This is a genomic window from Mesorhizobium sp. BR1-1-16, assembly GCF_020165495.1.
Taxonomy (GTDB): domain Bacteria; phylum Pseudomonadota; class Alphaproteobacteria; order Rhizobiales; family Kaistiaceae; genus Kaistia.
Genome location: NZ_JAIUIE010000007.1, coordinates 102,516 through 127,729, shown reverse-complemented (window position 1 = coordinate 127,729; position 25,214 = coordinate 102,516). Strand labels below are relative to the sequence as shown.

The 25,214-nt window shown below is 64.4% G+C and carries 23 protein-coding genes; 13 read left to right on the top strand and 10 right to left on the bottom strand.

Annotation, left to right across the window (positions count from 1 at the left end):
- The first annotated feature begins 8 nt into the window (after window positions 1–8).
- The 5 genes from LB518_RS16275 to hflX all read left to right on the top strand — a co-directional run bounded on the left by LB518_RS16275 (window position 9) and on the right by hflX (window position 6,374).
- Window positions 9–2,267 carry a sensor histidine kinase NtrY-like gene (locus LB518_RS16275; RefSeq protein WP_224578575.1) on the top strand — a complete coding sequence of 753 codons (2,259 nt, stop codon included), beginning with the start codon at window positions 9–11 and terminating at the stop codon, window positions 2,265–2,267.
- A gap of 15 nt (window positions 2,268–2,282) precedes the next feature.
- Window positions 2,283–3,644: a nitrogen assimilation response regulator NtrX gene (ntrX, locus tag LB518_RS16270; RefSeq protein WP_224578574.1), complete on the top strand. Its 1,362-nt coding sequence runs from the start codon at window positions 2,283–2,285 to the stop codon at window positions 3,642–3,644.
- Between the two features lie 35 nt (window positions 3,645–3,679).
- Window positions 3,680–4,555: a D-amino-acid transaminase gene (locus LB518_RS16265; protein WP_224578573.1), complete on the top strand. Its 876-nt coding sequence runs from the start codon at window positions 3,680–3,682 to the stop codon at window positions 4,553–4,555.
- A 163-nt stretch (window positions 4,556–4,718) separates the two neighbouring features.
- Complete coding sequence (gene hfq, locus LB518_RS16260; protein WP_224578572.1) at window positions 4,719–4,958, top strand: RNA chaperone Hfq; 240 nt, start codon at window positions 4,719–4,721, stop codon at window positions 4,956–4,958.
- Window positions 4,959–5,078: 120 nt separating this feature from the next.
- Complete coding sequence (gene hflX / locus LB518_RS16255) at window positions 5,079–6,374, top strand: GTPase HflX (protein WP_224578670.1); 1,296 nt, start codon at window positions 5,079–5,081, stop codon at window positions 6,372–6,374.
- 39 nt (window positions 6,375–6,413) lie between these two features.
- Here hflX and LB518_RS16250 read toward each other — a convergent pair whose 3' ends face one another.
- From LB518_RS16250 to LB518_RS16240, 3 genes are all read right to left on the bottom strand, one after another.
- Window positions 6,414–6,995 carry a hypothetical protein gene (locus tag LB518_RS16250; RefSeq protein WP_224578571.1) on the bottom strand — a complete coding sequence of 194 codons (582 nt, stop codon included), beginning with the start codon at window positions 6,993–6,995 and terminating at the stop codon, window positions 6,414–6,416.
- Window positions 6,992–9,286: an NADP-dependent malic enzyme gene (locus LB518_RS16245; RefSeq protein WP_224578570.1), complete on the bottom strand. Its 2,295-nt coding sequence runs from the start codon at window positions 9,284–9,286 to the stop codon at window positions 6,992–6,994. Before LB518_RS16245 ends, LB518_RS16250 begins: the two co-directional genes overlap by 4 nt.
- 83 nt (window positions 9,287–9,369) lie before the next feature.
- Window positions 9,370–9,552: a hypothetical protein gene (locus LB518_RS16240; RefSeq protein WP_224578569.1), complete on the bottom strand. Its 183-nt coding sequence runs from the start codon at window positions 9,550–9,552 to the stop codon at window positions 9,370–9,372.
- 317 nt (window positions 9,553–9,869) lie between these two features.
- Between LB518_RS16240 and cysS the strand changes: the two genes are divergently transcribed.
- On the top strand, window positions 9,870–11,489 hold the full coding sequence (gene cysS / locus LB518_RS16235) for a cysteine--tRNA ligase (protein WP_353619964.1): 1,620 nt from the start codon (window positions 9,870–9,872) through the stop codon (window positions 11,487–11,489).
- A 10-nt stretch (window positions 11,490–11,499) separates the two neighbouring features.
- On the opposite strand, the gene LB518_RS16230 is transcribed toward cysS, so the two are convergent.
- Together LB518_RS16230 and LB518_RS16225 are read right to left on the bottom strand one after the other, a co-directional pair.
- A complete protein-coding gene (locus LB518_RS16230; protein ID WP_224578568.1) occupies window positions 11,500–12,279 on the bottom strand; it encodes an SDR family NAD(P)-dependent oxidoreductase in 780 nt (259 codons plus the stop codon).
- Window positions 12,257–12,784 carry a 2,4'-dihydroxyacetophenone dioxygenase family protein gene (locus tag LB518_RS16225; RefSeq protein ID WP_224578567.1) on the bottom strand — a complete coding sequence of 176 codons (528 nt, stop codon included), beginning with the start codon at window positions 12,782–12,784 and terminating at the stop codon, window positions 12,257–12,259. Before LB518_RS16225 ends, LB518_RS16230 begins: the two co-directional genes overlap by 23 nt.
- A 118-nt stretch (window positions 12,785–12,902) precedes the next feature.
- Here LB518_RS16225 and LB518_RS16220 point away from each other — a divergent pair, with 118 nt between their 5' ends.
- The 4 genes from LB518_RS16220 to LB518_RS16205 all read left to right on the top strand — a co-directional run bounded on the left by LB518_RS16220 (window position 12,903) and on the right by LB518_RS16205 (window position 17,950).
- Window positions 12,903–13,274, top strand: coding sequence for an ArsC family reductase (locus tag LB518_RS16220; RefSeq protein ID WP_224578566.1), 372 nt, complete (start codon window positions 12,903–12,905; stop codon window positions 13,272–13,274).
- A 77-nt stretch (window positions 13,275–13,351) separates the two neighbouring features.
- Window positions 13,352–13,639 carry an FAD assembly factor SdhE gene (locus LB518_RS16215; RefSeq protein ID WP_224578565.1) on the top strand — a complete coding sequence of 96 codons (288 nt, stop codon included), beginning with the start codon at window positions 13,352–13,354 and terminating at the stop codon, window positions 13,637–13,639.
- 4 nt (window positions 13,640–13,643) lie between these two features.
- On the top strand, window positions 13,644–17,147 hold the full coding sequence (mfd, locus tag LB518_RS16210) for a transcription-repair coupling factor (RefSeq protein WP_224578564.1): 3,504 nt from the start codon (window positions 13,644–13,646) through the stop codon (window positions 17,145–17,147).
- 242 nt (window positions 17,148–17,389) lie between these two features.
- Window positions 17,390–17,950 (top strand): DUF502 domain-containing protein, encoded by a 561-nt coding sequence (locus tag LB518_RS16205; RefSeq protein ID WP_224578563.1) that lies wholly within the window; start codon window positions 17,390–17,392, stop codon window positions 17,948–17,950.
- 28 nt (window positions 17,951–17,978) lie between these two features.
- On the opposite strand, the gene LB518_RS16200 is transcribed toward LB518_RS16205, so the two are convergent.
- A complete protein-coding gene (locus LB518_RS16200) occupies window positions 17,979–19,808 on the bottom strand; it encodes an extracellular solute-binding protein (protein ID WP_224578562.1) in 1,830 nt (609 codons plus the stop codon).
- Between the two features lie 247 nt (window positions 19,809–20,055).
- Between LB518_RS16200 and LB518_RS16195 the strand changes: the two genes are divergently transcribed.
- Window positions 20,056–20,778, top strand: a complete 723-nt coding sequence (locus LB518_RS16195; protein WP_224578561.1) for an invasion associated locus B family protein — start codon at window positions 20,056–20,058, stop codon at window positions 20,776–20,778.
- Window positions 20,779–20,859: 81 nt separating this feature from the next.
- Here the strand turns inward: LB518_RS16195 and hspQ are convergent, their stop codons facing one another.
- The 4 genes from hspQ to LB518_RS16175 form a co-directional block, all read right to left on the bottom strand.
- Window positions 20,860–21,192 carry a heat shock protein HspQ gene (hspQ, locus tag LB518_RS16190; RefSeq protein WP_224578560.1) on the bottom strand — a complete coding sequence of 111 codons (333 nt, stop codon included), beginning with the start codon at window positions 21,190–21,192 and terminating at the stop codon, window positions 20,860–20,862.
- A 75-nt stretch (window positions 21,193–21,267) separates the two neighbouring features.
- Entirely contained in the window at window positions 21,268–22,425 is a 1,158-nt protein-coding gene (locus LB518_RS16185) for a UbiH/UbiF family hydroxylase (protein WP_224578559.1), read from the bottom strand.
- On the bottom strand, window positions 22,422–22,916 hold the full coding sequence (locus LB518_RS16180) for a DUF6691 family protein (protein WP_224578558.1): 495 nt from the start codon (window positions 22,914–22,916) through the stop codon (window positions 22,422–22,424). The genes LB518_RS16185 and LB518_RS16180 overlap by 4 nt, the downstream gene beginning before the upstream one ends.
- Window positions 22,913–23,350, bottom strand: coding sequence for a YeeE/YedE family protein (locus LB518_RS16175; RefSeq protein ID WP_224578557.1), 438 nt, complete (start codon window positions 23,348–23,350; stop codon window positions 22,913–22,915). The genes LB518_RS16180 and LB518_RS16175 overlap by 4 nt, the downstream gene beginning before the upstream one ends.
- A 235-nt stretch (window positions 23,351–23,585) precedes the next feature.
- On the opposite strand from LB518_RS16175, the gene LB518_RS16170 reads away from it, so the two are divergent.
- Together LB518_RS16170 and LB518_RS16165 are read left to right on the top strand one after the other, a co-directional pair.
- Window positions 23,586–24,296: a CDP-alcohol phosphatidyltransferase family protein gene (locus LB518_RS16170; RefSeq protein WP_224578556.1), complete on the top strand. Its 711-nt coding sequence runs from the start codon at window positions 23,586–23,588 to the stop codon at window positions 24,294–24,296.
- A 100-nt stretch (window positions 24,297–24,396) separates the two neighbouring features.
- Window positions 24,397–25,113, top strand: coding sequence for a TerC family protein (locus LB518_RS16165; protein WP_224578555.1), 717 nt, complete (start codon window positions 24,397–24,399; stop codon window positions 25,111–25,113).
- Window positions 25,114–25,214 lie beyond the last annotated feature (101 nt).

Genomic DNA, 25,214 nt, shown 5'->3' with positions numbered 1-25,214 from the left:
AAATCCCGATGACGTCACGCGTGGAGCGGCCGAGCCGTCGCCGCATGACGATGCGTGGCGCCGGCTATGTCACGGTCGTCCTGGCACTCACCAGCGCCTGCACCACCTTCTTCGTGCTGATGGGGCTGACGCCGATTCAGCCGACCGACTCGGTGGTGTTCTGGGCGCTCGCCATCAACGGCTTCCTGACCTTCCTGCTGGTGGCGGAGACCGCCGTCGAGGTGGCGATGCTGATCCGGGCCCGCCGTCGGGGCAGGGCGGCGGCGCGCCTCCATATACGCATTGTGGCGCTGTTCAGCATCGTTGCGGTCGTTCCGGCGATCCTGATGGCGATCATTGCCAGCATCACGCTCAATCGTGGGCTTGATCACTGGTTCTCGGAGCGGACGCGCGCCATCGTCGACACCTCGCTGTCGATCGCGCAGGCCTATGCCGAAGAGCATGCGCGGACGCTCAAGGTCGATATTCTCGGCCTCAAGGGTGATTTCGAGCGGGCGCAGACGCTTTTGACCCGCGATCCCGATCAGTTCCAGAACTTCATGAATTCGATCGCGGCGCTGCGCGGCATCCCAGGCGTGTATCTCGTCAAGCCCGATGGCTCGATGATCGCGCAGGCTGAATTCCAGTTCTCGAGCAATTTTCCGCCGCCGCCGCTCGACGCGGTCAATCGCGCGAAGCAGAGCGGGGCCGAACCCGTGCTGATCTCGCCGGGCGCGACCAATGTCGTCGGCGCCGTGGTGAAGCTCGAGAACTACAAGGATGTGTTTCTCTATATCGCCCGCGACATCGATCCGAAGGTCATCCGCTATATCGCGCAGACGAGCGCCAGCGTCGATGAATACAAGAATCTGGCCGCGACGCGCCTCGGCGTGCAGATCGCCTTCGCCGTGCTTTACCTTGGCTTGGCGCTCGTGCTGCTGCTCTCGGCGATCTGGCTCGGCATCGGTTTCGCCAATCGTCTCGTCGCGCCAATCCGCACCCTGATCGACGCGGCCGACGAGATCGGGCAGGGCAATCTCGACGTCACCGTGCCTTTCCGTTCCTCGGACGGTGATCTCGGCGCGCTCGGCGCGACGTTCAACACCATGACCGCGGAACTGCGCAGCCAGAGGTCCGAACTGGTCGCGGCGAGCGAACAGATCGATTCCCGGCGCCGCTTTTCCGAAGCGGTGCTTGCTGGTGTCAGCGCCGGTGTCATCGGCACGGATGCACGCGGCAGCGTCACGATCGCCAATCGCGGCGCGATGCGGTTCCTCGGTGCCAATGCTGGCTCGATCGTGGGTCGGCCGATTGTCGAAGTCGCGCCCGAACTCATGAATGCGATGGAGGCCGCCTTCGGCGATCATTATCGGCTCGAGCATCGCGACCAGATTTCGCTGATGCGGGAGGGCCGCGATCGCACGATCAATGTGCGCGTGACCACGGAGGAGGCGGGTCCCGAACAGCGCGGCTATGTCATCACGCTGGACGACATCACCGATCTTGTCGCGGCCCAGCGCAGTTCCGCCTGGGCCGATATCGCGCGCCGCATCGCGCACGAGATCAAGAACCCGCTGACGCCGATCCAGCTTTCCGCCGAACGGCTTAAGCGCCGCTTCGGCAAGCTGATCGACGAAGGGCAGGGGCGCGACGTCTTCGACCAATGCACGGATACGATCATCCGCCAGGTGGGCGATATCGGCCGCATGGTCGATGAATTCTCGTCCTTCGCGCGTATGCCGAAGCCCACCTTCGAGGAGCGCAATATCGGCGAGTCGGCCCGCGAGGCCGTGTTCCTGATGGAGGTCGCCCATCCCGACATCACATTTGAGGTCGATCTGCCCGATCAGCCGATGATGGGTCGCTTCGATCCGCGCCTGATGTCACAGGCGCTGACCAACATCGTGAAGAATGCGACCGAGGCGATTTCCGCGGTGCCGCCCGAGGAGAATGTTGCGCCGAAGATCACCGTTCGCGGCCGCGTCGAAGACGACACGAACGTCATCGAGGTTATCGATACCGGCATCGGGCTGCCGGTGGAAAATCGCCATCGCCTGCTGGAGCCCTATATGACGACGCGGGAAAAGGGCACAGGCCTCGGCCTCGCCATTGTCGGCAAGGTGATCGAGGAACATCACGGCCGCCTTGAACTGCTCGATTCGCCTGAGGTCGAGCATGGCGGGCGTGGCGCGATGATCCGCATCACACTGCCGCGCTCCCTCTCCGCCGCTACGGCGACCGCTCCCGCGGCGCCCGCCTTGCCGGCACCCGTTTCACCCGAAGCCTGACGAAGACGGAAACCCATGCCTTCCGACATTCTGATCATTGATGACGAAGCCGATATCCGCGGTCTCGTTTCGGGCATCCTCGACGACGAGGGGCACGGCACGCGAACCGCCGGCGACACCGACAAGGCCCTGGCCGAGATCGCCATGCGGCGGCCGAACCTCATCTTCCTCGATATCTGGCTGACCGGCAGCCGGATCGACGGGTTGACGCTGCTCGACATGATCAAGGCGCAGCATCCCGACCTGCCGGTGGTGATGATCTCCGGCCACGGCAATATCGAGACCGCGGTGTCGGCCATCAAGCGCGGCGCCTATGATTATATCGAGAAACCGTTCAAGGCCGATCGCCTGTTGCTGATCGCCGAGCGTGCGCTCGAAGCGTCCAAGCTCCGGCGAGAGGTGCGCGAACTGCGCGAGCGCGCCGGCTCGACCAACATGCTGATCGGCACGTCGATCGCGATGAACCACCTGCGCCAGACGATCGACCGCGTCGCACCGACCAATAGCCGCATCATGATCTCCGGCCCTTCGGGAGCCGGCAAGGAAACCGTAGCGCGGACCATCCACGATCTTTCGCATCGCGCGTCGGGCCCGTTCGTCGTGGTGAATGCGGCCACGATCACGCCCGAGCGGATGGAGCACGAGCTGTTCGGAACCGAAAACGCCAACGGACCGCGCCAGGTCGGCGCGCTGGAAGAGGCGCATGGCGGTACGCTTTATCTCGACGAAGTCGCCGACATGCCACGGGAGACCCAGGGCAAGATCCTGCGCGTGCTGATCGACCAGAATTTCCTGCGCGTCGGTGGCACGACGCGGGTCAATGTCGATGTGCGCATCATCTCGTCGACGGCGCGCGATCTGGAGCGCGAGATCCAGGAGGGCAGCTTCCGCGAGGATCTATTCCACCGGCTTTCGGTAGTGCCGCTGCGCGTGCCGGCGCTCGCCGAGCGCCGCGACGACGTACCGGCGCTGGTGCAGCATTTCATCGAGCTGATCTCGCACACGACCGGCCTGCCGGTGCGCAAGGTCGGCGAGGACGCCCTCGCTGTGCTGCAAGCTCATGATTGGCCGGGCAATATCCGCCAGCTTCGCAACAATATCGAGCGGCTGCTGATCCTCGCGCGCGGCGACGAGACCCAGATGATCAGCGCCGACATGCTTCCCCCCGAAGTCGGCGAAATGCTGCCGACGACGCCCAATCGTGGCGGAGAGCATCTGATGTCGCTGCCGCTTCGTGACGCGCGCGAGATTTTCGAGCGCGAGTATCTGACGGCGCAGGTCAACCGCTTCGGCGGCAATATCTCCCGCACCGCCGAATTTGTCGGGATGGAACGCTCCGCGCTTCATCGTAAGTTGAAATCGCTCGGCGTCGGCTGATCTGCCGCCTTCATCCCTTTCGTCGGAAGCCTTCCATGTCTCGTTTTGCCTATGTCAACGGCCACTATGCCCGCCACGCCGATGCCGCCATTCATATCGAGGACCGCGGCTATCAGTTTGCCGATGGCGTCTATGAAGTGTGCGAAGTGCGGGGCGGCCGGCTGATTGACGAGCGGCTGCATATGGACCGTCTCGAACGCTCGCTCGCCGAACTTCGCATCGCGATGCCGATGAGCCGCGCTGCGCTTGGGGCGGTGCTGCGCGAGACTGTGCGGCGCAATCTCGTGCGCGACGGCATGGTCTATCTGCAGGTCTCGCGCGGGGTCGCTCCGCGCAATCATCTCTTTCCGGCGGCCGACACGGCGCCGGCGCTCGTGGTCACCGCGAAGTCCGTGGCGCGAACGTCCGGCGACACGCGCGCCGAGAGTGGCGTTGCTGTCATCAGCGTCCCGGACAATCGCTGGGAGCGGGTAGATATCAAGACCGTATCGCTCCTCCCCAATGTGCTCGCCAAGCAGAAGGCCAAGGAAGCGGGCGCCTATGAGGCGTGGTTCGTTGACAAGGACGGCAACGTCACCGAGGGCTCATCGACCAATGCCTGGATCGTGACTGCCGATGGCGCGCTGGTCACGCGGCCGGCGACCGGCGGCATCCTGAAGGGCATCACGAGGACCGTCATCTTTGAGCTTGCGGCGCGGTCGGGCCTTCGCATCGAGGAGCGGGCGTTCAGCATCGAGGAAGCCAAGGCGGCGCGCGAGGCCTTCATCACGGCCGCGACGACGGTTGTCATGCCGGTGGTTCGCATCGACGATCAGGCGATCGGCAATGGTTCGCCGGGTTCGATTGCAACGGACCTCCGCCGGCAGTTTCATGACTTTGCCGAGGAGGCTGCCGCCTGGTCGAGGGGCTGACGAATGCGGCATTGCGGTATGATTGTGCGGACGCCACATTTCAGGCGTGACGGGCGAGCCCTAAGCGGGCAAACTGAATGTGAACTGTTTGGCTACGGCCACGGGACCTCGGTCCCCAACCGGGACTGAAGTCCCCAACAACATCGAGACGTGAGACAAAAGAATGGCGGAGCGCGCACAAAACCTTCAGGATACATTCCTGAACCATGTCCGAAAGAGCAAGACGCCCCTGACGATTTTCCTCGTCAACGGCGTCAAACTGCAAGGTATTGTTACCTGGTTCGATAATTTCTGCGTGCTTCTGCGCAGGGATGGCCACTCGCAGCTTGTCTACAAGCATGCGATCTCGACCATCATGCCGGGCGCACCTGTGCAACTCTTCGAGCCGGGCGACGAAGCCTGATCGGGCCGCGGCCCACGAGCGAGACCATTGACCGACGAGATCGAATTTCCGGACGATGCCGACGAAACAGCCGGCGTCGAAGACGAATCACCCGAACGCGAACCTGACCGGACGGTCGTTCTGGTGCCCATCCGTTCAGCCCGCTCGCGCCGAAAGGCCGGCGAGGGGATGAGCATTGCCCGCAGCCCGCAGGCGCGCGTCGACGAGGCGGTTGGGCTTGCCAGCGCCATCTCGCTCGATGTGGTCGCGCAACTCGCGGTGCCGCTGTCGACGCTGCGCCCGGCCACGCTGTTCGGCACCGGCAAGGTCGAGGAAATCGCAGCGCTGGTGAAGGCGGAAGGGGCAGGGCTGGTTTTCATCGACCATGTGCTGTCGCCCGTGCAGCAGCGCAATCTCGAAGAGGCATGGCACGCCAAGGTCATCGACCGGACGGGCCTGATCCTCGAAATCTTCGGCGAGCGGGCGCAAACGCGTGAAGGCCGCCTGCAGGTCGAGTTGGCGCATTTGAACTACCAGAAGAGCCGCCTCGTCCGCAGCTGGACCCATCTCGAGCGCCAGCGCGGCGGCTTCGGCTTCCTCGGCGGCCCTGGTGAAACCCAGATCGAGGCCGACCGGCGGGCGCTGCAGGAACGGATCGCGCGTATCGAGCACGAACTCGAGACCGTGGTGCGCACCCGCCGCCTGCAGCGCGAGAACCGTCGCAAGGTTCCGCATCCGATCGTGGCGCTTGTCGGCTACACCAACGCCGGCAAGTCGACGCTGTTCAATACGCTGACCAATGCCGGCATCTTCGCCGAGAATCTGCTGTTCGCGACGCTCGATCCAACGCTCAGGCGGCTCAAGCTGCCGCATGGAACCGAGGTCATCCTTTCCGACACGGTCGGATTCATCTCGGATCTTCCGACCCACCTTGTCGCCGCCTTCCGCGCCACGCTGGAAGAGGTGATCGAGGCGAGCCTGATCCTGCATGTTCGCGATATCGCGCATGAGGACAGCGATGCGCAGGCGAAGGATGTCGAGACCGTGCTCGGCCAGCTCGGCGTCGAGATCGGCAAGTCGGAGCGCATCATCGAGGTCTGGAACAAGATCGACTTGTTGCCGGAAGATGCGCGGCCGAGCGAGCAGTTGAAGGCCGAGCCGGGCCGGCCGGCCGTGGTGCCGATCTCGGCGCTGACGGGGGAGGGGCTGCCTGCGTTGGTGCAACTGGTCGAGGACCGCCTCAACAAGGGGCGCGCGGCCTTCACGGTCGATCTCGCCGGCGCCGATCTCGCCAAGCTGCATCGCCTCTACGAACTCGGCGAGGTGATGTCTCGCGAAGACGATGAAGACGGCACCACCCACGCGGTTCTCAGGGTTTCAGAGAAGCACGAGACCGCCTTCCACAACGAATTCCCGCAGGCACGCCAGACGCATTGATGGAGCAAACCATTGTTGGGGCGGGCGTCGCGGAGCGCCTCACTCTGGCAGTGGCGGCGGCCCGCTTTCGCTTGAGCGCGGGACAATGACGAGGTCCATCGCCTTGATGCGCTCATAGAGCTTGATCTCGCGCGCGAACGGCCACCAGTCATAGAGCAGCAGTTCGGCCGGGCGCCACAGGCTCACCCAGCCGGCGATCAGGAAGCCCTCGCCGAAAAGCCGGCCCTGCAGGCTGTAGGTCGAGAAGAGCTTTTCGGACAGCGTCGACAGCAGCAGGCAGATGGCCCAGGCGATGAAGCCGATGCGAAGCGCGCGCTGTCCCTCGATGCGCGTCTCGCGCACGCGCTGGCGCGACAGCCGCTGCTGCACATTGCAGTAGGTGGTGATGGCCTTCAGGAGCCGCGGGCCGAGGTCTGGAGAGATCGCGTCCGGCGGCAAATGCAGCACGATGCGCTCCAGCACCGGCGCGCCGCGTGGGCGCGCCTTCATCGTGTCCATGAGCTGGTCGATCCCCGACTCGTCGATGCTGTCGCCCTTGAAGGGATCGAGTGCCGGCGCCTCGAAGAAATGATGGACGTCCGTCAGGTAGAGGGCAGCATCACGGTCGGTGACGACGGTCATGATCCGGCGGCGTGCTGGGCTTCGACGGCAGCGAGGATCGTCATGTTGGCGACGCCGCGTGATGTCACCGAGGGCGTAAGGATATGCGCCGGCTTGGCGGGGCCAAGCAGGATCGGCCCGACATGCAGCGCGTCGGTCATCACCTTGACGACGTTGAGCGTGATGTTGGCAGCGTCGAGATTGGGGAACACAAGCAGGTTGGCCTCGCCGGTCAGCTTCGAGCGCGGCATGGCCCTCATGCGCAGTGTCTCCGACAACGCGGAATCGCCATGCATTTCGCCATCCACCTCGAGATTCGGCGCGTTCTTCCAGAGCAGTTCCACCGCTTGCCGCATCTTGCGACTCGATTCGGTGCGATGCGAACCGAAATTCGAATGCGACAGCAGCGCCGCCTTCGGCACGATGCCGAAGCGGCGGACCTGATCGGCTGCAAGGCAGGTGAGTTCGGCGAGTTCCTCGGCCGAGGGGTCCACATTTACATACGTGTCGGTGAGGAACGTGGTCGACTCCGACGAGATGAGCAGGCTCATCGCCGCGAAGCGGCGCGTGCCGGGGCGAAGGCCGATCACCTCGCGGATCACCTGGAAATGGTTGCGGAACTGGCCTTCAAGTCCGCACAGCATCGCGTCGGCCTCGCCGCGCTCAACGGCGAGCGCCGCGATCACGGTCGTGTTGGTGCGGACGATGGTGCGCGCTGCATCCGGCACGACGCCGCTGCGTCCGACCTTGTCGAGGAAGAGATCGACATAGTCGCGATAGCGCGGATCATCGTCGGGATTGATCACTTCGAAGTCGACGTCCGGCCTGATCTTGAGGCCGAAGCGCTCCAGCCGGCTCGCGATCACCGAAGGGCGGCCGACCAGGATCGGCGAGGCCAGTCCATCCTCGATGACAGCCTGCGCCGCGCGCAGCACGCGTTCGTCCTCGCCATCGGCATAGATGACGCGCTTGACCTCACCCTTCGCAGCGGCGACCAGCGGCTTCATGACGAGGCCGGACTTGAAGACAAAACGGGTCAGGCGGTCCATATAGGCGTCGAAATCATCGATCGGCCGGGTCGCGACGCCGGAATCCATCGCCGCCTGCGCGACCGCAGGCGCAATGCGCAGGATCAGCCGCTGGTCGAAAGGCGACGGGATCAGGAATTCAGGCCCGAAAGTCCGCTCGACGCCGCCATAAGCCTGCGCCACGACATCGGAGGGCTCCTCCTTGGCGAGCGCGGCGATGGCGCGCACCGCCGCGTGCTTCATCTCTTCGTTGATCGTCGTCGCGCCAACATCGAGCGCGCCGCGGAAGATGTAAGGAAAACAGAGGACGTTGTTGACCTGATTGGGGAAATCCGAACGGCCGGTGCAGATCATGGCGTCGGGACGCGCCGCGCGCGCCACCTCCGGCATGATTTCGGGCTTGGGATTGGCCAGCGCGAGAATGAGCGGATGGTCGGCCATCCGCGTGACCATGTCGGCCGTGAGCACACCCCCGGCGGAAACGCCGAGGAAGATATCGGCGCCGTCGATCACTTCGCCGAGGGTGCGCTTGTCGGTCTTCTGGGCGAAGGCGCCCTTCCAGCGATCCATGAGGACCGGGCGGCCTTCGTAGACGACGCCCTCGATGTCGCAAACCGTTATGTTTTCGCGCCGTGCGCCGAGCGAGACCAGCATGTTGAGGCAGGCAATGGCGGCCGCGCCGGCGCCGGAAGCGACGATCTTCGCTTCCGCGATGGGCTTAGCCTTGATCTCGAGCGCGTTGGTGATGGCCGCACCCACGATGATCGCCGTGCCATGCTGATCGTCGTGGAAGACGGGGATGTTCATCCGCGCCCTGAGCTTCGTCTCGATGTCGAAGCACTCCGGCGCCTTGATGTCCTCGAGATTGATGCCGCCGAAGGTCGGCTCCAGCGCCGCGACGACGTCGACGAACCGATCGATGTCGCGTTCTTCAACCTCGATGTCGAAGACATCGATGCCGGCGAACTTCTTGAAGAGGACAGCCTTGCCCTCCATCACCGGCTTGCCGGCCAGCGCGCCGATGGCGCCGAGACCGAGCACGGCGGTGCCGTTGGAGATCACCCCCACGAGATTGCCGCGAGCCGTATAATCGAACGCCTTGGCTGGATCGGCCGCGATCGCGAGGCAGGGCGCGGCGACGCCGGGCGAATAGGCGAGCGCGAGGTCGCGCTGGTTGCCGAGCGGCTTGGTCGCCCTGATCTCGAGCTTTCCGGGCTCGGGATAGCGATGATAGTAGAGGGCGGCCTCGTCGAGATCGGCGCCTGCCGGTCCTCTTTGCGTCATGATCTGCCTGCGGTGTCTCGTTGTGTCGATTGCGGCCGGGGGCCAACGACACCTTTACAGCACCGATGGCGATGCCGCGAGGCTCAGAACGTCGAGAGGCGCGGAGACAGCGTGCCGCAACCAATCCCCGCGTTGACGCAGAGGCCGATCATCGAGCCGCGGGGGTCGCGAAGTTCCGGGTTCATGGAGGGACGGACCAGCTCGGCCATGCCGATGCCGATCAACATTGCGAACAGAGTGACGACGAAGAAGGAGCGGGTGGCCATCGAACACATCTCCAAAGGACCAGCGACGGGCCAAACACTGGACAAATCCGCCTGAACCGATCCTGAAACAGGCGTTCATAGAGCGTTTGGATTGATTGCGATTTGATTAAAATTGGAATGATTGGGGTGGCTGCTCACAGCCTCGTGTACGGCTTGACGCCCTCGGCGAAATCCTGCATCACGCAGGCATGATGGCTTGGAAGCGTGCTGAATTTCGCTGTCGCCGCGGTGGTTGTCCGGCCTGTTGAGGGTCGGCGGGAGCTTGAGCCTGCGGTTCGCCGAAGGCGCTGATACCTCGGATACCACGGGACCGGACGATGATGACGACGCTTCGCCTCTTCAATACGCTTTCCAAGGAAAAAGAGACCTTCGCGCCGATCGATGCGCAGCACGTGCGCATGTACGTCTGCGGCCCGACGGTTTATGATTTTGCGCATATCGGCAATGCGCGGCCGGTCATCATCTTCGATCTTCTGTTTCGTCTGCTGCGCTTCTTCTATGGAGCGCGCCACGTTACCTATGTCCGCAACATCACGGATGTCGACGACAAGATCAACGCGCGCGCGGCGACGGAGCATCCTGGCCTGCCGCTGAACGAGGCGATCAGGCTCGTCACCGAGAAGACGAATATCCAGTTTCAGGCCGATGTTTCGGCGCTCGGTTGCCTCGACCCGACCGAGCAGCCGCGCGCGACCGAGCATATCGACGCGATGAAGGCGATGATCGAACGCCTCATTGCGCGGGGCGTCGCCTATGTCGCCGAGGGCCATGTGCTGTTCTCGCCGGCGGCCATGGACCAGTTGGCCGGCGTACCGCGCTATGGCGCGCTGGCGCGCCGCTCGCTCGATGAGATGATCGCCGGTGCTCGCGTTGATGTCGCGCCCTACAAGCGTGACGCGACCGACTTCGTGCTGTGGAAGCCGTCGACGGACGAGGAACCCGGCTGGCCGTCGCCGGCTGGTATCAACGGACGAGGCCGGCCGGGCTGGCATATCGAATGCTCGGCGATGTCGATGGCCCGGCTGCTCGAGCCGTTTGGCGGCGGACTGCAGTGCGACGACCCGGCGAAGAACGTGTTCGACATTCATGGCGGCGGCATCGATCTCGTGTTCCCGCACCACGAGAACGAAATCGCTCAATCCTGCTGCGCGTTCGGCACGGCGCGTATGGCCAATATCTGGATGCATAACGGCTTCCTGCAGGTCGAAGGCGAGAAGATGTCGAAGAGCCTCGGCAACTTCGTCACCATTCGCCAGGTGATGGAGGCGCTCGGCGGCGAGCGCTTTGCCGGCGAGATCGCGCGGCTGACCATGCTCAAGGCGCAGTATCGCCAGCCGATCGACTGGACCGAGAAGGGTCTTGGAGAGTCGACCGCCGAGATCGAGGGCCTGCGGCGAGCGCTGCGGGCCGCTGTTTCCGGCGAACCGTCGGAAGCGGTCGTCGAGGCGCTCGCCGATGATCTGAACACGCCGCAGGCTCTGGCCGAGATCTGGCGGCTCAGCGGCGAGGCGCGCGGGGCCTCCGCGCCGGCGCGCCGGCGCGAGGCGGCCGACAGTCTTGCTGGCTCGCTGAAGCTGCTCGGCTTCGACAGGCTCGTCGACGACGTGACGGAGGACAATCACGCGCTTCGCGAAGAACTCGACCGGACGATCATGGACGCGAGCCGAACCGCCATCGATGCCGATGCGTTCGAGCGTCTCGCTTCGGAGGCCGCAGCCTCGTTCGAGGCGAAGATCAAGCTGCGCGAGGCGGAAAGCCTTGGGCTCGAGTCCGATGAGATCGAAACCCTGATCGCCGCCCGCCTCTCGGCACGGCGTGTCAAAAACTTCGCCGAGGCCGATCGCATCCGCGGCGAATTGGAAGAAATGGGGATCGCACTCAGGGACGCCAAGGACCCTGTGACGGGCGAGATCGTGACGAGCTGGGAACCGCGCTGAGCGCGGTTCCTCACGTGATCAGATAGCCGCCGTCGATGACGAGCACAGCGCCGGTGACGAAGCCTGCAAGCGGCGAGGCGAGGAAGAGCACCCCGCCCGCCACCTCCGCGGGCTCTCCCCAGCGCTTCAGCGCGGTCCGCCCCCTTATGGCCGCGTCGCGCTCGGCGTCGGCGCGTAGCGGCGCGGTCAAGGGCGTCGCGATCCAGCCCGGAGCGACGGCGTTGACGCGGATGCCGTCAGCCGCGTAGGCGATCGCCAGCGACTTCGTCAGTTGGGCGATGCCGCCTTTCGAGGCGGAGTAGCCCGGTGTCAGCCCGCCGCCGAAAAAGGCGAGCATCGACGCGGTGTTGACGATCGTTCCCGCCGTCTCGGCAAGGCGTGGCCGGGCCGCTGCGCAGACGCGCATCGTGCCGTTCAGATTGATGTCGACGACATCGGCGAAGACCTCGGGGTCTAGTTCCGCGCCGCGCCGGATGATGCCGGCGCAGTTCACGACATGATCGAGCCGCGGCAGGCCAGCGACGATCGCCTGGACATCGGCTCCGCTGCGGACGTCGAGCACGGCAAAGTGCGCGCCGGCCAGCGTCGGGTCCTGCTGCGCGGCCGAAACTTCGGCCTCGGTGACACCCGTCGCAAGCACAGCGGCGCCAAGCGACAGGAAGCCCCGCGCAACGGCTGCGCCGATTCCGGACGTCCCGCCGGTCACCAGGATCTGACTGCCCTTGAAGAGCCCCGGCCGTAGCGAATCGGCGATGGCGGCCGAACGGTCAGCGGATGAACTGGTCGACATAATCTGCACCGAGGCCGACTGAGGCGTAATGCGCGCGGCAGAGGTCGATCTTGGTGAAGACGTCCTCGATTCCCAGGGGATCGCCATAGGCATCGACATAGACCATGATGCCGTTGACCTGAAAATAGGTAATCATTTCCTCGACATCGTCGGGGACGACCAGTGTATGAGTCTCGCCCGGCGGCTCGAAGACATAGCCGCCTTCCTCCGCCACCCAGTCATGCTCGAGATAGTGCCAGCGGCCCTTGAGCACGAAGCCATGCACCGCCTGCGGGTGGCGATGGCGCGAGAGCACGCCGGACTTCCGGACACGAAGCAGGTTCATCCAGTAACCCTGCGAACGGTTGAGGCAGAGCGGACGAAACCAGACATTCTCGCCCTGCGGCACCCAGATGCGCTCGTCCGCTGGAATGGCGCTGGGTATGACGATGTCGGCAAGCGCCTCGACGGGATTGGCATGCTGATAGGGCATGCGCGGGTTGGGGTCCTTGCGGATGGGCGGCATGGTGTTCCTCCGGCGTGGCGTTGTTTTGTGGTGAGCATCGCGGGCTGGCGGCAGCATGTCCACTGTTGCCTTTCGCCGCGCCGCGCCATCTTCTCCACTGCCGAACGGAGACCTGCCTTTGACCGACGCCAGCATCGCCCTTTGGGGCATCAAGAACTGTGACACCATGAAGAAGGCCCGGCTCTGGCTCGACCAGAACGGCGTTGCCTATACTTTCCGCGACTACAAGCAGGAAGGCGTCGATCCGAGGCGCCTTGCGCACTGGATCGCAACGCTCGGCTGGGAGGTCGTACTCAACCGCGCCGGTACGACATTCCGCGCGCTGCCGGATAGCGCGAAGGCGAATCTCGACGCAGAGCGTGCGGCCGCCTTGATGCTGGCGCAGCCCTCGATGATCAAGCGGCCAATGCTCGATCGGTCCGATGGCCTGCTGCTCGCCGGCTTCAAGTCTGAAATCTACGCGAAGGCTTTGTTGGGCTCGAAGGACTGAAGCGTTGCCAGCGCCGCGCGCGCGGACTAAATCTCCGGCCAGCGGTCCATGGCGGCCGACCCAACGGGATGATAGCGATGAGCGGTGCAGTTTCGCCCGGCGAGGGACTGGACGTCCACCGCCGGAGAACCCATTTTCGGGCCTGGCATCGCGGCATGCGCGAGATGGATCTCATTCTCGGGCGCTTCGCCGACGCCAATATCGCTGATCTATCGCTCGATGAGCTCGACGCTTTCGACGCGCTGATGGAAGAGCAGGACCGCGATATCTTCGCCTGGCTGACGGGCGAGACCACGACGCCTGACGACCAAGACACACCTTTTTTCCGCAAGCTTGCCGCCTTTACGGGCGCAACCCTCCGATAGGCTCATGATCCGTTTCGAAACCGTGCTCGGTCGTCGCTCGACCGTCCTGTCGGGCGTGCCGGACGGCTTCGACGGCCGCGTCGTCGCCGATCTCGCGACGCTCTCAGCCAAGGACGGCCGGCCGTTCCTGCTGGTCGTCGCGCGCGACGGCAACCGGATGAACGATCTCGAGCAGGCGATGAAGTTCTTCGCGCCAGCGCAGGAGGTGCTGTCCTTTCCGGCCTGGGACTGCATGCCCTATGACCGCGTCTCGCCGAATCCTTCGGTCGTGTCGCGCCGGATGGCGGCGCTCGCGCATCTTGCGACGCGCAAGGCGGAGCCGGGCAGGGCGCTGGTCGTGCTCACGACGGTCAATGCCATCGTGCAGCGCGTGCCACGCCGCGCCGATGTCGCCCGCCAGAGCCTCGCCATTGCGCCCGGCGGCCGGTTGCCGATGGAAAAGCTCGTCGGCTGGCTTGAGGACAATGGTTTCATGCGCACCTCGACCGTGCGCGAGGCTGGTGAATATGCCGTGCGCGGTGGCATTGTCGATCTTTTCGCGGCCGGCCTCGGCGAGCCGGTGCGCGTCGACTATTTCGGCGATACGATCGATTCGATCCGATCCTTCGATGCCGAGACCCAGCGCACGGTCCAGCAGAAGAAGCGCATCGACCTCGTTCCGGTCAGCGAACTCGTCCTCTCGCCCGATGCGATCGCCCGCTTCCGCGAGGCCTATGTCGGACTGTTCGGCGCCTCCGAGCGGGATGACCAGCTCTATGCGAATGTGAGCGAGGGGCGCCGCTACACCGGCGTCGAGCACTGGCTGCCGCTCTTCGCGGAAGGGCTCGACACGCTGTTCGATTATGTGCCGGAGGCGGCGGTCGTCCTCGACCACCTAACCGAAGAGGCGCTTTCCGAGCGACTCGACGACATCGTCGACCACTATGATGCGCGCAAGAGCGCCATGAGCCAGAACCAGGGCGGCGTGCCTTACAAGCCGATTCCGCCTTCCGGACTCTATCTCGATCGTGACGAGTGGAAGCGCCACGAGGCGCTGGTTCCGCTCATCCGCATGACGCCGTTTGCCGAGCCGGACGACACCATGGTGGTCGATCTCGGCGGCCGGCAGGGGCGCAGCTTCGCCGCGGAGCGGTCGGCGGGAGACGTCAATGTCTTCGACGCGGTCATCAACTATGTCGCGACGCTGCGTGAGAAGAAGCGCGTCGTCATCGCGTCATGGAGTGAAGGCGCCCGTGACCGCTTGGCGCAGGTTCTGGCCGATCACGGCCTGAAGCGCGTCCAGATCATCGACAACTGGCCCTCCGCGCAGGGGCTGCAAAAGGGCATGGTCGCGCTCGGCGTGCTGGGGCTTGAATCCGGATTCGAGGCGCCCGATATCGTCGTTGTCGGCGAGCAGGACATTCTCGGCGACCGTCTGGTGCGCCCGCGCAAGCGCTCCAAGAAGGCCTCCGATTTTCTCAGCGAGATCACGGCCCTCTCGGAAGGTGATCTCGTCGTCCATGTCGATCATGGCATCGGCCGCTTCACCGGGCTGAAGACGATCACGGCCGCCGGCGCGCCCAGGGATTGCCTCGAAATCATCTATGCCGGCGGCGACCGGCTCTATCTGCCCGTCGAGAATATCGAGCTTCTGTCGCGTTACGGCTCGGAGGAGACCGACGCTTCGCTCGACAAGCTCGGCGGCGTTGCCTGGCAATCGCGCAAGGCCAAGCTCAAGAAGCGCATTCGCGATATGGCGGCCCAGCTGATCAAGGTCGCCGCTGCCCGAGCCATGCGCCAGGGCACCGTTCTGGCACCGCCTGACGGGCTCTATGACGAGTTTGCCGCGCGCTTCCCCTATGAGGAGACCGAAGATCAGCTCGCGGCGATCGAGGCTGTGATCGCCGATCTTTCGGCCGGCACGCCAATGGATCGGCTTGTCTGCGGCGATGTCGGCTTCGGCAAGACAGAGGTGGCGCTACGCGCCGCTTTCGTCGCAGTGATGAGCGGCAAGCAGGTGGCGGTGGTGGTTCCAACGACGCTGCTGTCGCGGCAGCATTTCAAGACCTTCACCGCCCGCTTCGCCGGCCTGCCGGTCCGCGTCGAACAGGCCTCGCGCCTCGTCTCGGCCAAGGATCTCGCCGAGACCAAGAAGGGCATCAAGGAAGGGCAGGTCGACATCGTCGTCGGCACGCATGCCTTGCTCGGCAAGGGGATCGAATTCAAGGATCTCGGCCTGCTCGTCATCGACGAGGAGCAGCATTTCGGCGTCAAGCACAAGGAACGGCTGAAGGAACTGAAAGCCGATGTCCATGTGCTGACGCTTTCGGCGACGCCGATCCCGCGCACGCTGCAACTCGCCCTGACCGGCGTTCGCGAGCTGTCGTTGATCACGACGCCCCCGGTCGACCGCATGGCGGTGCGCACCTTCATTTCGCCCTTCGACGCGCTGGCGGTGCGCGAGGCGCTGCTGCGCGAGCGCTATCGCGGCGGCCAGAGCTTCTATGTCTGCCCGCGCCTCGCCGATCTTGCCGAGCGCAAGGAGTTCCTCGACAAGTTCGTGCCAGAGGTGAAGGTCGCCATCGCGCATGGCCAGATGCCGGCGACGGAGCTCGACGACATCATGAACGCCTTCTATGAGGGCGCCTATGACGTGCTGCTCTCGACGACGATCGTCGAATCCGGCCTCGATATCCCGACCGCAAATACCCTCATCGTCCATCGCGCCGACATGTTCGGCCTTGCCCAGCTCTATCAGTTACGCGGGCGCGTCGGCCGTTCCAAGACCCGCGCTTACGCGCTGTTCACGGTGCCCGCCGAGAAGAAACTGACGCCGATGGCCGATCGACGGCTGAAGGTGCTGCAATCGCTCGATACGCTCGGCGCCGGTTTCCAGCTCGCCAGCCATGACCTTGATCTCCGCGGCGCCGGCAACCTGCTCGGCGAGGAGCAATCGGGCCACATCAAGGAAGTCGGCTACGAGCTTTACCAGCAGATGCTTGAGGAGGCTGTCGCGGCGCTGCGCCAGGGCGGCGAAGACGAGGCGGAGGCGGACGGCCGCTGGTCGCCACAGATCACGGTCGGCACGCCTGTCATGCTGCCGGAGAGCTACGTTCCCGACCTGCCGTTGCGTCTCAGCCTCTATCGACGCCTCGGCGATCTCGACGAGCCCGAACAGATCGATTCTTTCGGCGCCGAGCTGATCGACCGTTTCGGTCCGCTGCCGGACGAGGTCGAGCACCTCTTGAAGATCGTCTACATCAAGGCGCTCTGCCGCAAGGCGAATGTCGAGAAGGTCGATGCCGGCCCCAAGGGCATCGTCATCTCGTTCCGCAACTCAACCTTCTCCAATCCGGCCGGGCTCATCCGCTATATCGGCGAGCAGGGAAGCCTCGCGAAGGTTCGTCCCGACCAGAAGATCGTGCTCATCCGCGACTGGGAAGACCCCGAGAAGCGCCTGAAAGGCACGGCAGTGGTGCTGACGCAGCTGGCGCGTCTTGCGGCCGGTGACGGCAAGAAGGCTGCGTAGCGGCAAAGACCATCGCCAGATTCGGGCAACGAGACGACAGCCTCACCGGTTACTGGCGCCGTTTGGCATGCCCGGTTGCGGCCCTGATACGGTAGGCTCCGTCAGCATCGGCGTCCGCTGGTGCGCTTGCCTGCGGGGTTACGGTCTTGAAACAGCGGCATCCAGTCGGGAAGGTCCGCGCGAAACGCGGCGCGGCAGAGACGTTCGGATTTCACCTGAAGCGTGCCTTCATCGATGGTGTGGTGATCGTTGTTCCCATCGCCACGATCGTCCTGCTGACGCTGAGCGTCGTCCACCGCCTTGAGGATGCGACCCATCCCTTGGTCGGCCGCGTCGTGCACCCGTTGATTGTCGCGATTGCGGCCCTGGTGTTGATCGTGCTTGCCTTCGGCCTTCTCGTCCGCTCAGCGCCCGGTCGCTGGGTCCAACGCCGGATGGAGGCGTGGATCTTCGAGCGCGTGCCCGGCTACAAGCTGGCCAAGGCTTTTGCCTCCGATCAGATTCTCGGCGAGGGAGATGGAAGGACAATCCGACCGGCTCTCGCGACCATCGAGGACGGGCAATGCCCGGCCTTCGTCATGGACGAACTCGCTGATGGAAGGCTGCTGGTCTTCGTGCCCGGATCGCCGGCGCCGATGGCTGGCGCGCTCTATATCTTCACCGCTGAGAAGGTGGAGATTCTCGACATTCCCCTGATGCCGTTCGTCCAGGCGATCTCGTCCTGGGGACTTGGCATGGCCGATCTGCTCCAAGGCGCGTCCTTGGCAAAGCAGTCGATCGAGCCGCCAGTCGCGTCCAGCTGATGCGCTTCGGGTTCCATGACGGCGGCGGTCATTTCGCCGGAGCGGCATACCAGGTCGACAGCGTATAGCCATTGACCGATTGCGTCTTCGGATGGTCGACGCGGGCCCAGCGGGCGACCCATTGATCGGGCAGGTAATAGAGCGGCACGACATAGTGACCGGAGATCAGAACGCGGTCGAGCGCGCGCACGGCTGCGACAAAGTCTTCCTGGCTCTCGGCCGCAAGCACGGCCGCCAGCATCGCGTCGATGGCTGGGCTTTTTGCTCCGACATAGTTGAACGAGGCGGGCACATCGACATTGGTGCTCGACCAGCGATTGCCCTGCTCATTGCCGGGCGAGAGCGAGGCCGGCCACGACGTCATGATCATGTCGAAATCGAAATCCTGCACACGGCGCTGATATTGGGTTGAGTCGACCGTTCGCACCGTGGCCTTGATGCCGATCCGCTGTAGCGTCCGTGCAAAGGCGAGCGCGACGCGCTCCTGATTGCGGTCCTGCAGCAGGATTTCGAAGCCGAGCGGCTGGCCGGTCTTCTCGTCGATCAGCGCATTGCCGTCGAGCTTGTAGCCGGCCGCCTGCAGCAGATCGAGCGCGCTTCGCATCACCTTCCGGTCGCCGCCGGAGCCGTCTGAGACGGTGGGCTGGTAGGTGCCGTCCATGACATCGGGCTCTACGGCATCCGGGAAGGGAGCGAGCAGGGCTTTCTCGGTCGGTGACGCCGGCACGCCGACGGAGGAGAGGATCGAATCCTGGAAGAAGCTGGCATCCCGGCTATAGGCGCCCGAGAACAGGTTCTTGTTGACCCATTCGAAGTCGAACAGCATTGCGAGCGCCTTGCGGACGCGAATATCGGCGAAGGCTGGTCGCCGCGTGTTCATGGCAAAGCCCAGCATGCCCTTCGGCAGCCCGTTCTTGACGGTTTCCTTGACGACGCGACCGTCCGTGACGGCGGCGAAGTTGTAGCCTTCCAGCCAGCGCGCCGGATCGGCCTCGGGATTGATGTCGTAGAGGCCCTTCTTGAAGGCTTCGAACATGGCATTGCCGTCGCGATAATAGTCGATGCGGATCTCGTCGAAATTGTCGAAACCGCGCTTTGCGGGCAGATCCTTGCCCCAATAGTTCGGATCACGCTTCAGGACGAAACGCTCGCCGGGCTTGATGTCCGCCATCACATAGGGCCCGCTGCCGATCATCGGCTTCAGCGTCGATTGGTCGAAGGTCTCGGGATCGATGGCATGTTTCGGCAGGATCGGCATCAGGCCGATCAGCATCGGCAGCTCACGATTCTCGCCATCCTTGAAGGTAAACTTGACGCCGCGCTCGCCGATCTTCTCGGCCTTCTCGACCTGGCCGTACCAGGTCTTGTAGATCGGGCGGCCCTTCTCCTTGAGGATGTCGAGCGAAAACAAGACATCATCGACGGTCACTGGCTGGCCGTCGGAGAACTTCGCCTTCGGATTGATCGTGAAACTGATCGAAGTCCGATCCTCCGGCATCTCAACCGAATCGGCGAGCAGCCCGTAGAGGCTGAAGGCCTCGTCGCGATTGCGGACCAGGAGGCTTTCGAAGACGTTGTTGCCGAGCGAAGCGTCCCAAATGCCACGCGATGTCGTCGTAGCGCTCTTCACGATGAAGGGGTTGAGGCTGTCGTAAGTGCCGACAAAGGCATAGGTGATCGTGCCGCCTTTGGGCGCGGCCGGGTCGGCATAGGGAAAGTGGTCGAAATCGGCCGGCAGCGCCGGTTCGCCATGCATGGCGATGCCATGCATCGGTGCGGCAAGGACAGTGCCGCCGGCGAACCCAGTCATGACGAGCGCAGCCAGCGCGATCATCGGTCCGAGGGCGCGATTCAACATCGACTCAACCTCCCACTCATCCGGCTTATCACCGGCGGGGGCAAAAAAGCTCAGCCAGCCGGACTTGGCAACCGCTTGGCGCTGGAAAAACAACAGATGAGCGGCTAATGATGCCCCGCCACCCGCACGTCACCGTGTCGCCTCAATTGCTGGTCATCCAGCCCCGATCAGTGTCGCCGGAGACGGGGCAAGCATCGCCCTTCGCCTGTGGCAGCGCAAGGCAGACGAAAACTCAAGGACACGCTCGATGTCGTATCGTTGGAATATTGGTTCGGTTCGCGCGCCTCTTCTGGCGGCTGCCGCGCTGATGATGATCGGCGCCGCGCCGATGGCCTATGCACAGGATGCGCCGGCTCCGAAGACGCCGGTCGCCAAGCCGGCCGCGCCTGCAGCCGCTCCTGCAGCAGCCGATGCTGGCGCGGGTGCGCCGCCAACCTCGCCCTGGATCAAGGAATGCGGTCAGGACCCGCAGTCCAAGAAGAAGCTCTGCATCACCTCGCAGGAACTTCGCGCCGAGACGAATCAGTTCATCGCCTCGCTGCAGCTGCGCAAGCTCGAGGGCGATCCGAAGATGGCGCTCACGGCCATCGTGCTCACCGGCCAGCTGATCCAGCCGGGTCTCTTGATCCAGGTCGACCAGAACAAGGCCGTGCCGCTCAAATACGTGATCTGCGACCCGACCGTTTGCTATGCGCAGGCCGAGATCGACGACAGCTTCATCAGCTTGCTGAAGAAGGGCAACAAGGTCGCTGCGATCACGATGAACCCGCAGGGCAAGCCGATGGTGTTCCCCTTCGGGCTGAGCGGTTTCACCAAGACCTTTGATGGCGAAGGCCTCGACCGCGCTGCCGGCAAGGCGCGTCGCGACGCGCTGCAGGAGCAGCTGCAGAAGAACGCCGAGGATAACCGTCAGAAGCTCATCGAGCAGCAGAACAAGGAACGCGGCACCGAGACGCCGCCGGCCCAGTAGTCACGGGGTTCGATAGCAACTCACGAACGGCGCGCTTCGGGCGCGCCGTTTTCGTTTTCAGTGCTTTTCAGCGATCAGCGATCAGTTGAGCCCGCGGCGATGGGAGACATAAATGTCGCCCTGCCGTTCGCCGAAATAATCCGGAAGCTGCGGATGACGCAGCGGTTCGTCGGAACGGTCGACGAGCAGGTTCTGCTCCGAGACATAGGCGACGTATTCGCTTTCGTCGTTCTCGGCGAGCAGGTGATAGAACGGCTGGTCCTTCGACGGACGCACCTCTTCCGGGATCGACAGCCACCATTCCTCGGTGTTGTCGAAGATCGGGTCGACATCGAAAACCACGCCACGAAACGAGAAGTGGCGGTGGCGGACGATCTGACCGATCTGGAACTTTGCTTCGCGTGAATGACCCATGACGTGACCCTGAACTGACCGGTCAGCCAAAAGCCATGCCATGCCCCGCCAAGTCAAGGCGGCGCATGGTCGCCGTCAAAGATGCGGCGCGAGCGCCTGGCGCATGGCGAAGCGCTTGAGAGCGGGAAGGCGGTCGAGCGCGAAAAGGCCGATGCCCCGCGCCGCCTGCGCCGGCAGGAAGCTCGTCAGCAAGGTGCGATTGAGGGCGTCGACGGCCGTCGTGCGGGAGAGGACGTCGCCCGAGCGTCGTCGGTCGTAGTCTGCGAGCGCGTCGGGTGCCCCTGGGTCGACCCGATGCGCTGCGGCGACGGACGCAAAGACGGCTGCATCGCGCAGACTGAGATTGAGCCCCTGAGCGCCGATCGGCGGGAAGACATGCGCCGCCTCGCCGATGAGGGCGATCCTTCGGGCCGCGAATTGGCGGGCCATCTGGCCGGTCAGCGGGAAACGCTGCCGCGCGCCGTCGATCTCGATATCTCCGACGAGAAAGCGTGACTTCTCCTCGAATACGCGCGCCAGTTCCATGTCGGAAACGGCTGCGAGTCGTTCGGCTTCTTCAGGCTTCACCACGCAGACGACCGCCGAGCGCTTGCCTGGCAGCGGCACCAGCGTGAACGGCCCGGTCTCGGTGTGGAATTCGGTCGAGACATCGTCGTGCGACAGGCTGTGGCGGATGTTCACGACGAGCGCGGTCTGTGGATAGGACCAGCGGCGAACCGCGATCCCCGCGGCCTCGCGCGCTGGCGAATTGCGGCCATCGGCGGCGCCGACGAGGCGCGCTTCGATCCGGCCAGCGTCGCCGACGTCGATGATCACCCGATCCTCGCCCGGCGCGATCTCGCGGGCGAAACCATCCAGCCGAAGGACGCCGGCGGCCTCCGCCTCGGATTCGAGCGCGGCTATGAGCGCGGCATTCGGCACATTGTAGCCGAAGGCCGGGCGGCCGATTTCGCTGGCGTGGAATTCGACCAGCGGCGCGCGCACAAGTCGGCGCGTCGCATCGACGATGCGCATCGTCGCAAGCGGCGCAACCGTGTCGGAGAGCGACGCCCACACGCCGGCTTCCTCGAGAATATCGACCGAAACGCCGAGCATTGCGACAGTGCGCTTGTCGTTCGGCAGAGCGCGCGGGGCAACCAGCGCCACAGAGAGGCCGCGGCTGCGCGCCAGGAGCGCCGCGACGAGGCCGGCAGGACCTGCACCGACAACGGCGATATCGGCGAGATCAGTCACGGTTCAACCTCCTGCGCGATGCCTGCGGTGGCGCGTTGCACACGCCGCCGCCACAGATGGACGACGGCCACGCCGAGTAGCATCGATACCAGAAACAGGATGATGGCAGGCGACGCAAACACAAGATCGGCGACAGCAGGGCCGGGACACAGCCCGGAAAGCCCCCATCCAACGCCGAAAAGCGCCGCGCCGATCGCTAACTGCCCCTCGATCCGCTTTGTATGAGGCTGCGAGAACGACAATGCCGCCAGTGGGCGACGACGACGATGGCCGATCCGCACCGCCATCATCGTGACGATCACGGCCGCCGCCATCACGAAGGCGAGGCTCGGATCCCAGCCGCCCGAGCCGATGCGCGACACATCGAGGAACGCCTTGACCTTCTCTGGATAGATCATCCCCGAAACCGCCAGTCCGAGGCCGAAGACCGTGCCCGAGACGAGCGCGGCGGCATGAAACAGGACGCTGCGGCGGCGGTCCCGGTCTGTCATGGCCATTGCTTCGCGAACAGGACGGTCAGCACGGCCGTTGTCATGAAGATCGCAACCGCGAGAAACGACCTGACCGAAAGATTGGCGAGACCGACAACGCCATGACCCGATGTGCAGCCCCGCGCCAGCGCTGTCCCAACGCCCACGAGAAAGCCCGCGACGGCGATCAGCGCCGGTGGCAGACCGAGCTTCGGCAGGGCGCCCGACATATCCGAGATGAGATCGGGCCCGAATTCCAGTCCGATTGCTGCACCGAGCGGGAGGCCGACCAGGAACAGCAGGCGCCAGGGCAGATCAGCGAGCGCGCCGAAGATCAGACTGCCGAAGATATTGGAGACGCCCGCGACGCGACCGTTGATGATCCAAAGCAGTCCCGCGCCGAGCCCGATCAGGGCACCGCCAATGGTCGCGGAAACGGGCGAGAATCCGATCATCAAATGCTCCGGACGGTTGCGCTTGAAATTGAACACCGAAGCGCGGTGCCGCAACCCGGGGCGATGTCGCAGGCGACAGGACGCCGCACTCTTCGCCGTCCTGCTCTTGCCAGCCCGGCGAGGAGACCCTATCGACAATTCTGCCCGCGCCGCAACGGGACCGGCCATCCGCCGGGTGGCGGCGGGCGAGGGCGCGAACCGGCCTGTCCGGTCCAGCGTGGGGAAAGCGGAAGCGATGATCAAGGCCTGGCCGCGGACGAGCAGCTGGATCGTCCATATGCTGACGACGAGCGGCGCGGCGTTTTCGCTGCTGGCGGCGATCGCGGCCGGACGTGGCGACTTCGTCGAGACCTTCCTTTGGCTCGGCGCGGCGCTTTTCGTCGATGGGATCGATGGGCCGCTGGCGCGCCTGGTCCGCGTCGAGGAACGCGTGCCGTGGTTCGATGGCGCGATCCTTGATCTCGTCATCGACTATTCGACTTATGTGTTCATTCCCGCCCTGATCCTTGCGCGCTCCGATATCCTGCCGCCGCAGCTGGCCGTTCCCGGCGCGGTGCTGGTCGTCGTGGTGGGCGCGATCTATTTCGCCGATACGCGCATGAAGACGGCCGACTACGGCTTTCGCGGCTTTCCGGCTGTTTGGAACATGGTGGTCTTCGTGCTGATGGCCTTCGCTTTGCCGCAAGCTGCCGCGGCGGCCGTCATCGTTCTGTTCGCTGTCCTCACTTTCGCGCCGATCGAATTCGTGCACCCGTTCCGCGTCAAGCGGCTGCGGCCGCTGACGCTTGCCGTGACCTTCGCCTGGGCGCTGCTTTCGGTCCTGACCGTGATTGCCGGTTTCAAGCCCGGAAGCCTCGTCCTCGCCGCGCTTGGCGTGACCACAACCTATCTGACGGTCATCGGCGCCCTGCTGCAGGCGACGCGGCCGCGCGTGGTCGGGCCTTGAGTTCGGAGCGGGAACAAACAGCCGGCATGCGGATTGCGACGGTCAACATCCGCCGGCAATCCGCCGCCGGAATTCTCTTTCACGGGGCGAGGGCGACACGATGAATCTGGATCTCCTGTTCGAGGCGAGCGCCTGGGCGAGCCTGCTGACGCTGACCGCCATGGAGATCGTCCTCGGCATCGACAACATCGTGTTCATCTCGGTGCTGGTGAGCCGCCTGCCGGCCGCTGAAGGCAAGCGGGCGCGGCAGATCGGCCTCGCGCTCGCACTCGTCTTCCGCATCGCGCTGCTGCTGATCCTCTCCTGGCTGATCGGATTGACCGAACCGGTCATCACCATCCTCGGCAAAGGCCTGTCCTGGCGCGACCTCATCCTGCTCGCGGGCGGCCTGTTCCTTATCTACAAGGCGACGCACGAGATTCATCAGGGCGTCGAAGGGCATGGAGAGGACGGCTCGAAGCCCGTCACGGCCGGCTTCACGGCGGTCATCGCGCAGATCATCGTCATCGATATGGTGTTCTCGGTCGATTCGATCGTGACCGCGATCGGCATGGCCGAGCATGTCGAGATCATGATTGCCGCTGTCGTGATCGCGATGGGCGTCATGTATCTCGCATCCGGCGCCATCGCCGGCTTCATCGAGCGGCACCCGACCACCAAGATGCTCGCACTGGCCTTCCTGCTGATGATCGGCATCGCGCTGGTCGCCGATGGCGTCGGCTTCCATATCCCGCGCGGCTACATCTATACGGCCATGGCGTTCTCGGCTTTCGTCGAAATTCTCAACGTCTCGGCGCGCCGGAAACGAAGCCACTGAATCGGTTCAGATCGCGTCGGCCGGTGATTGCCAGCCGACGCGACTGCCTGTAGAAAAGGCAGATCTCGAAAGGATCGGCGAATCCGTCAGCAGCGGACTTC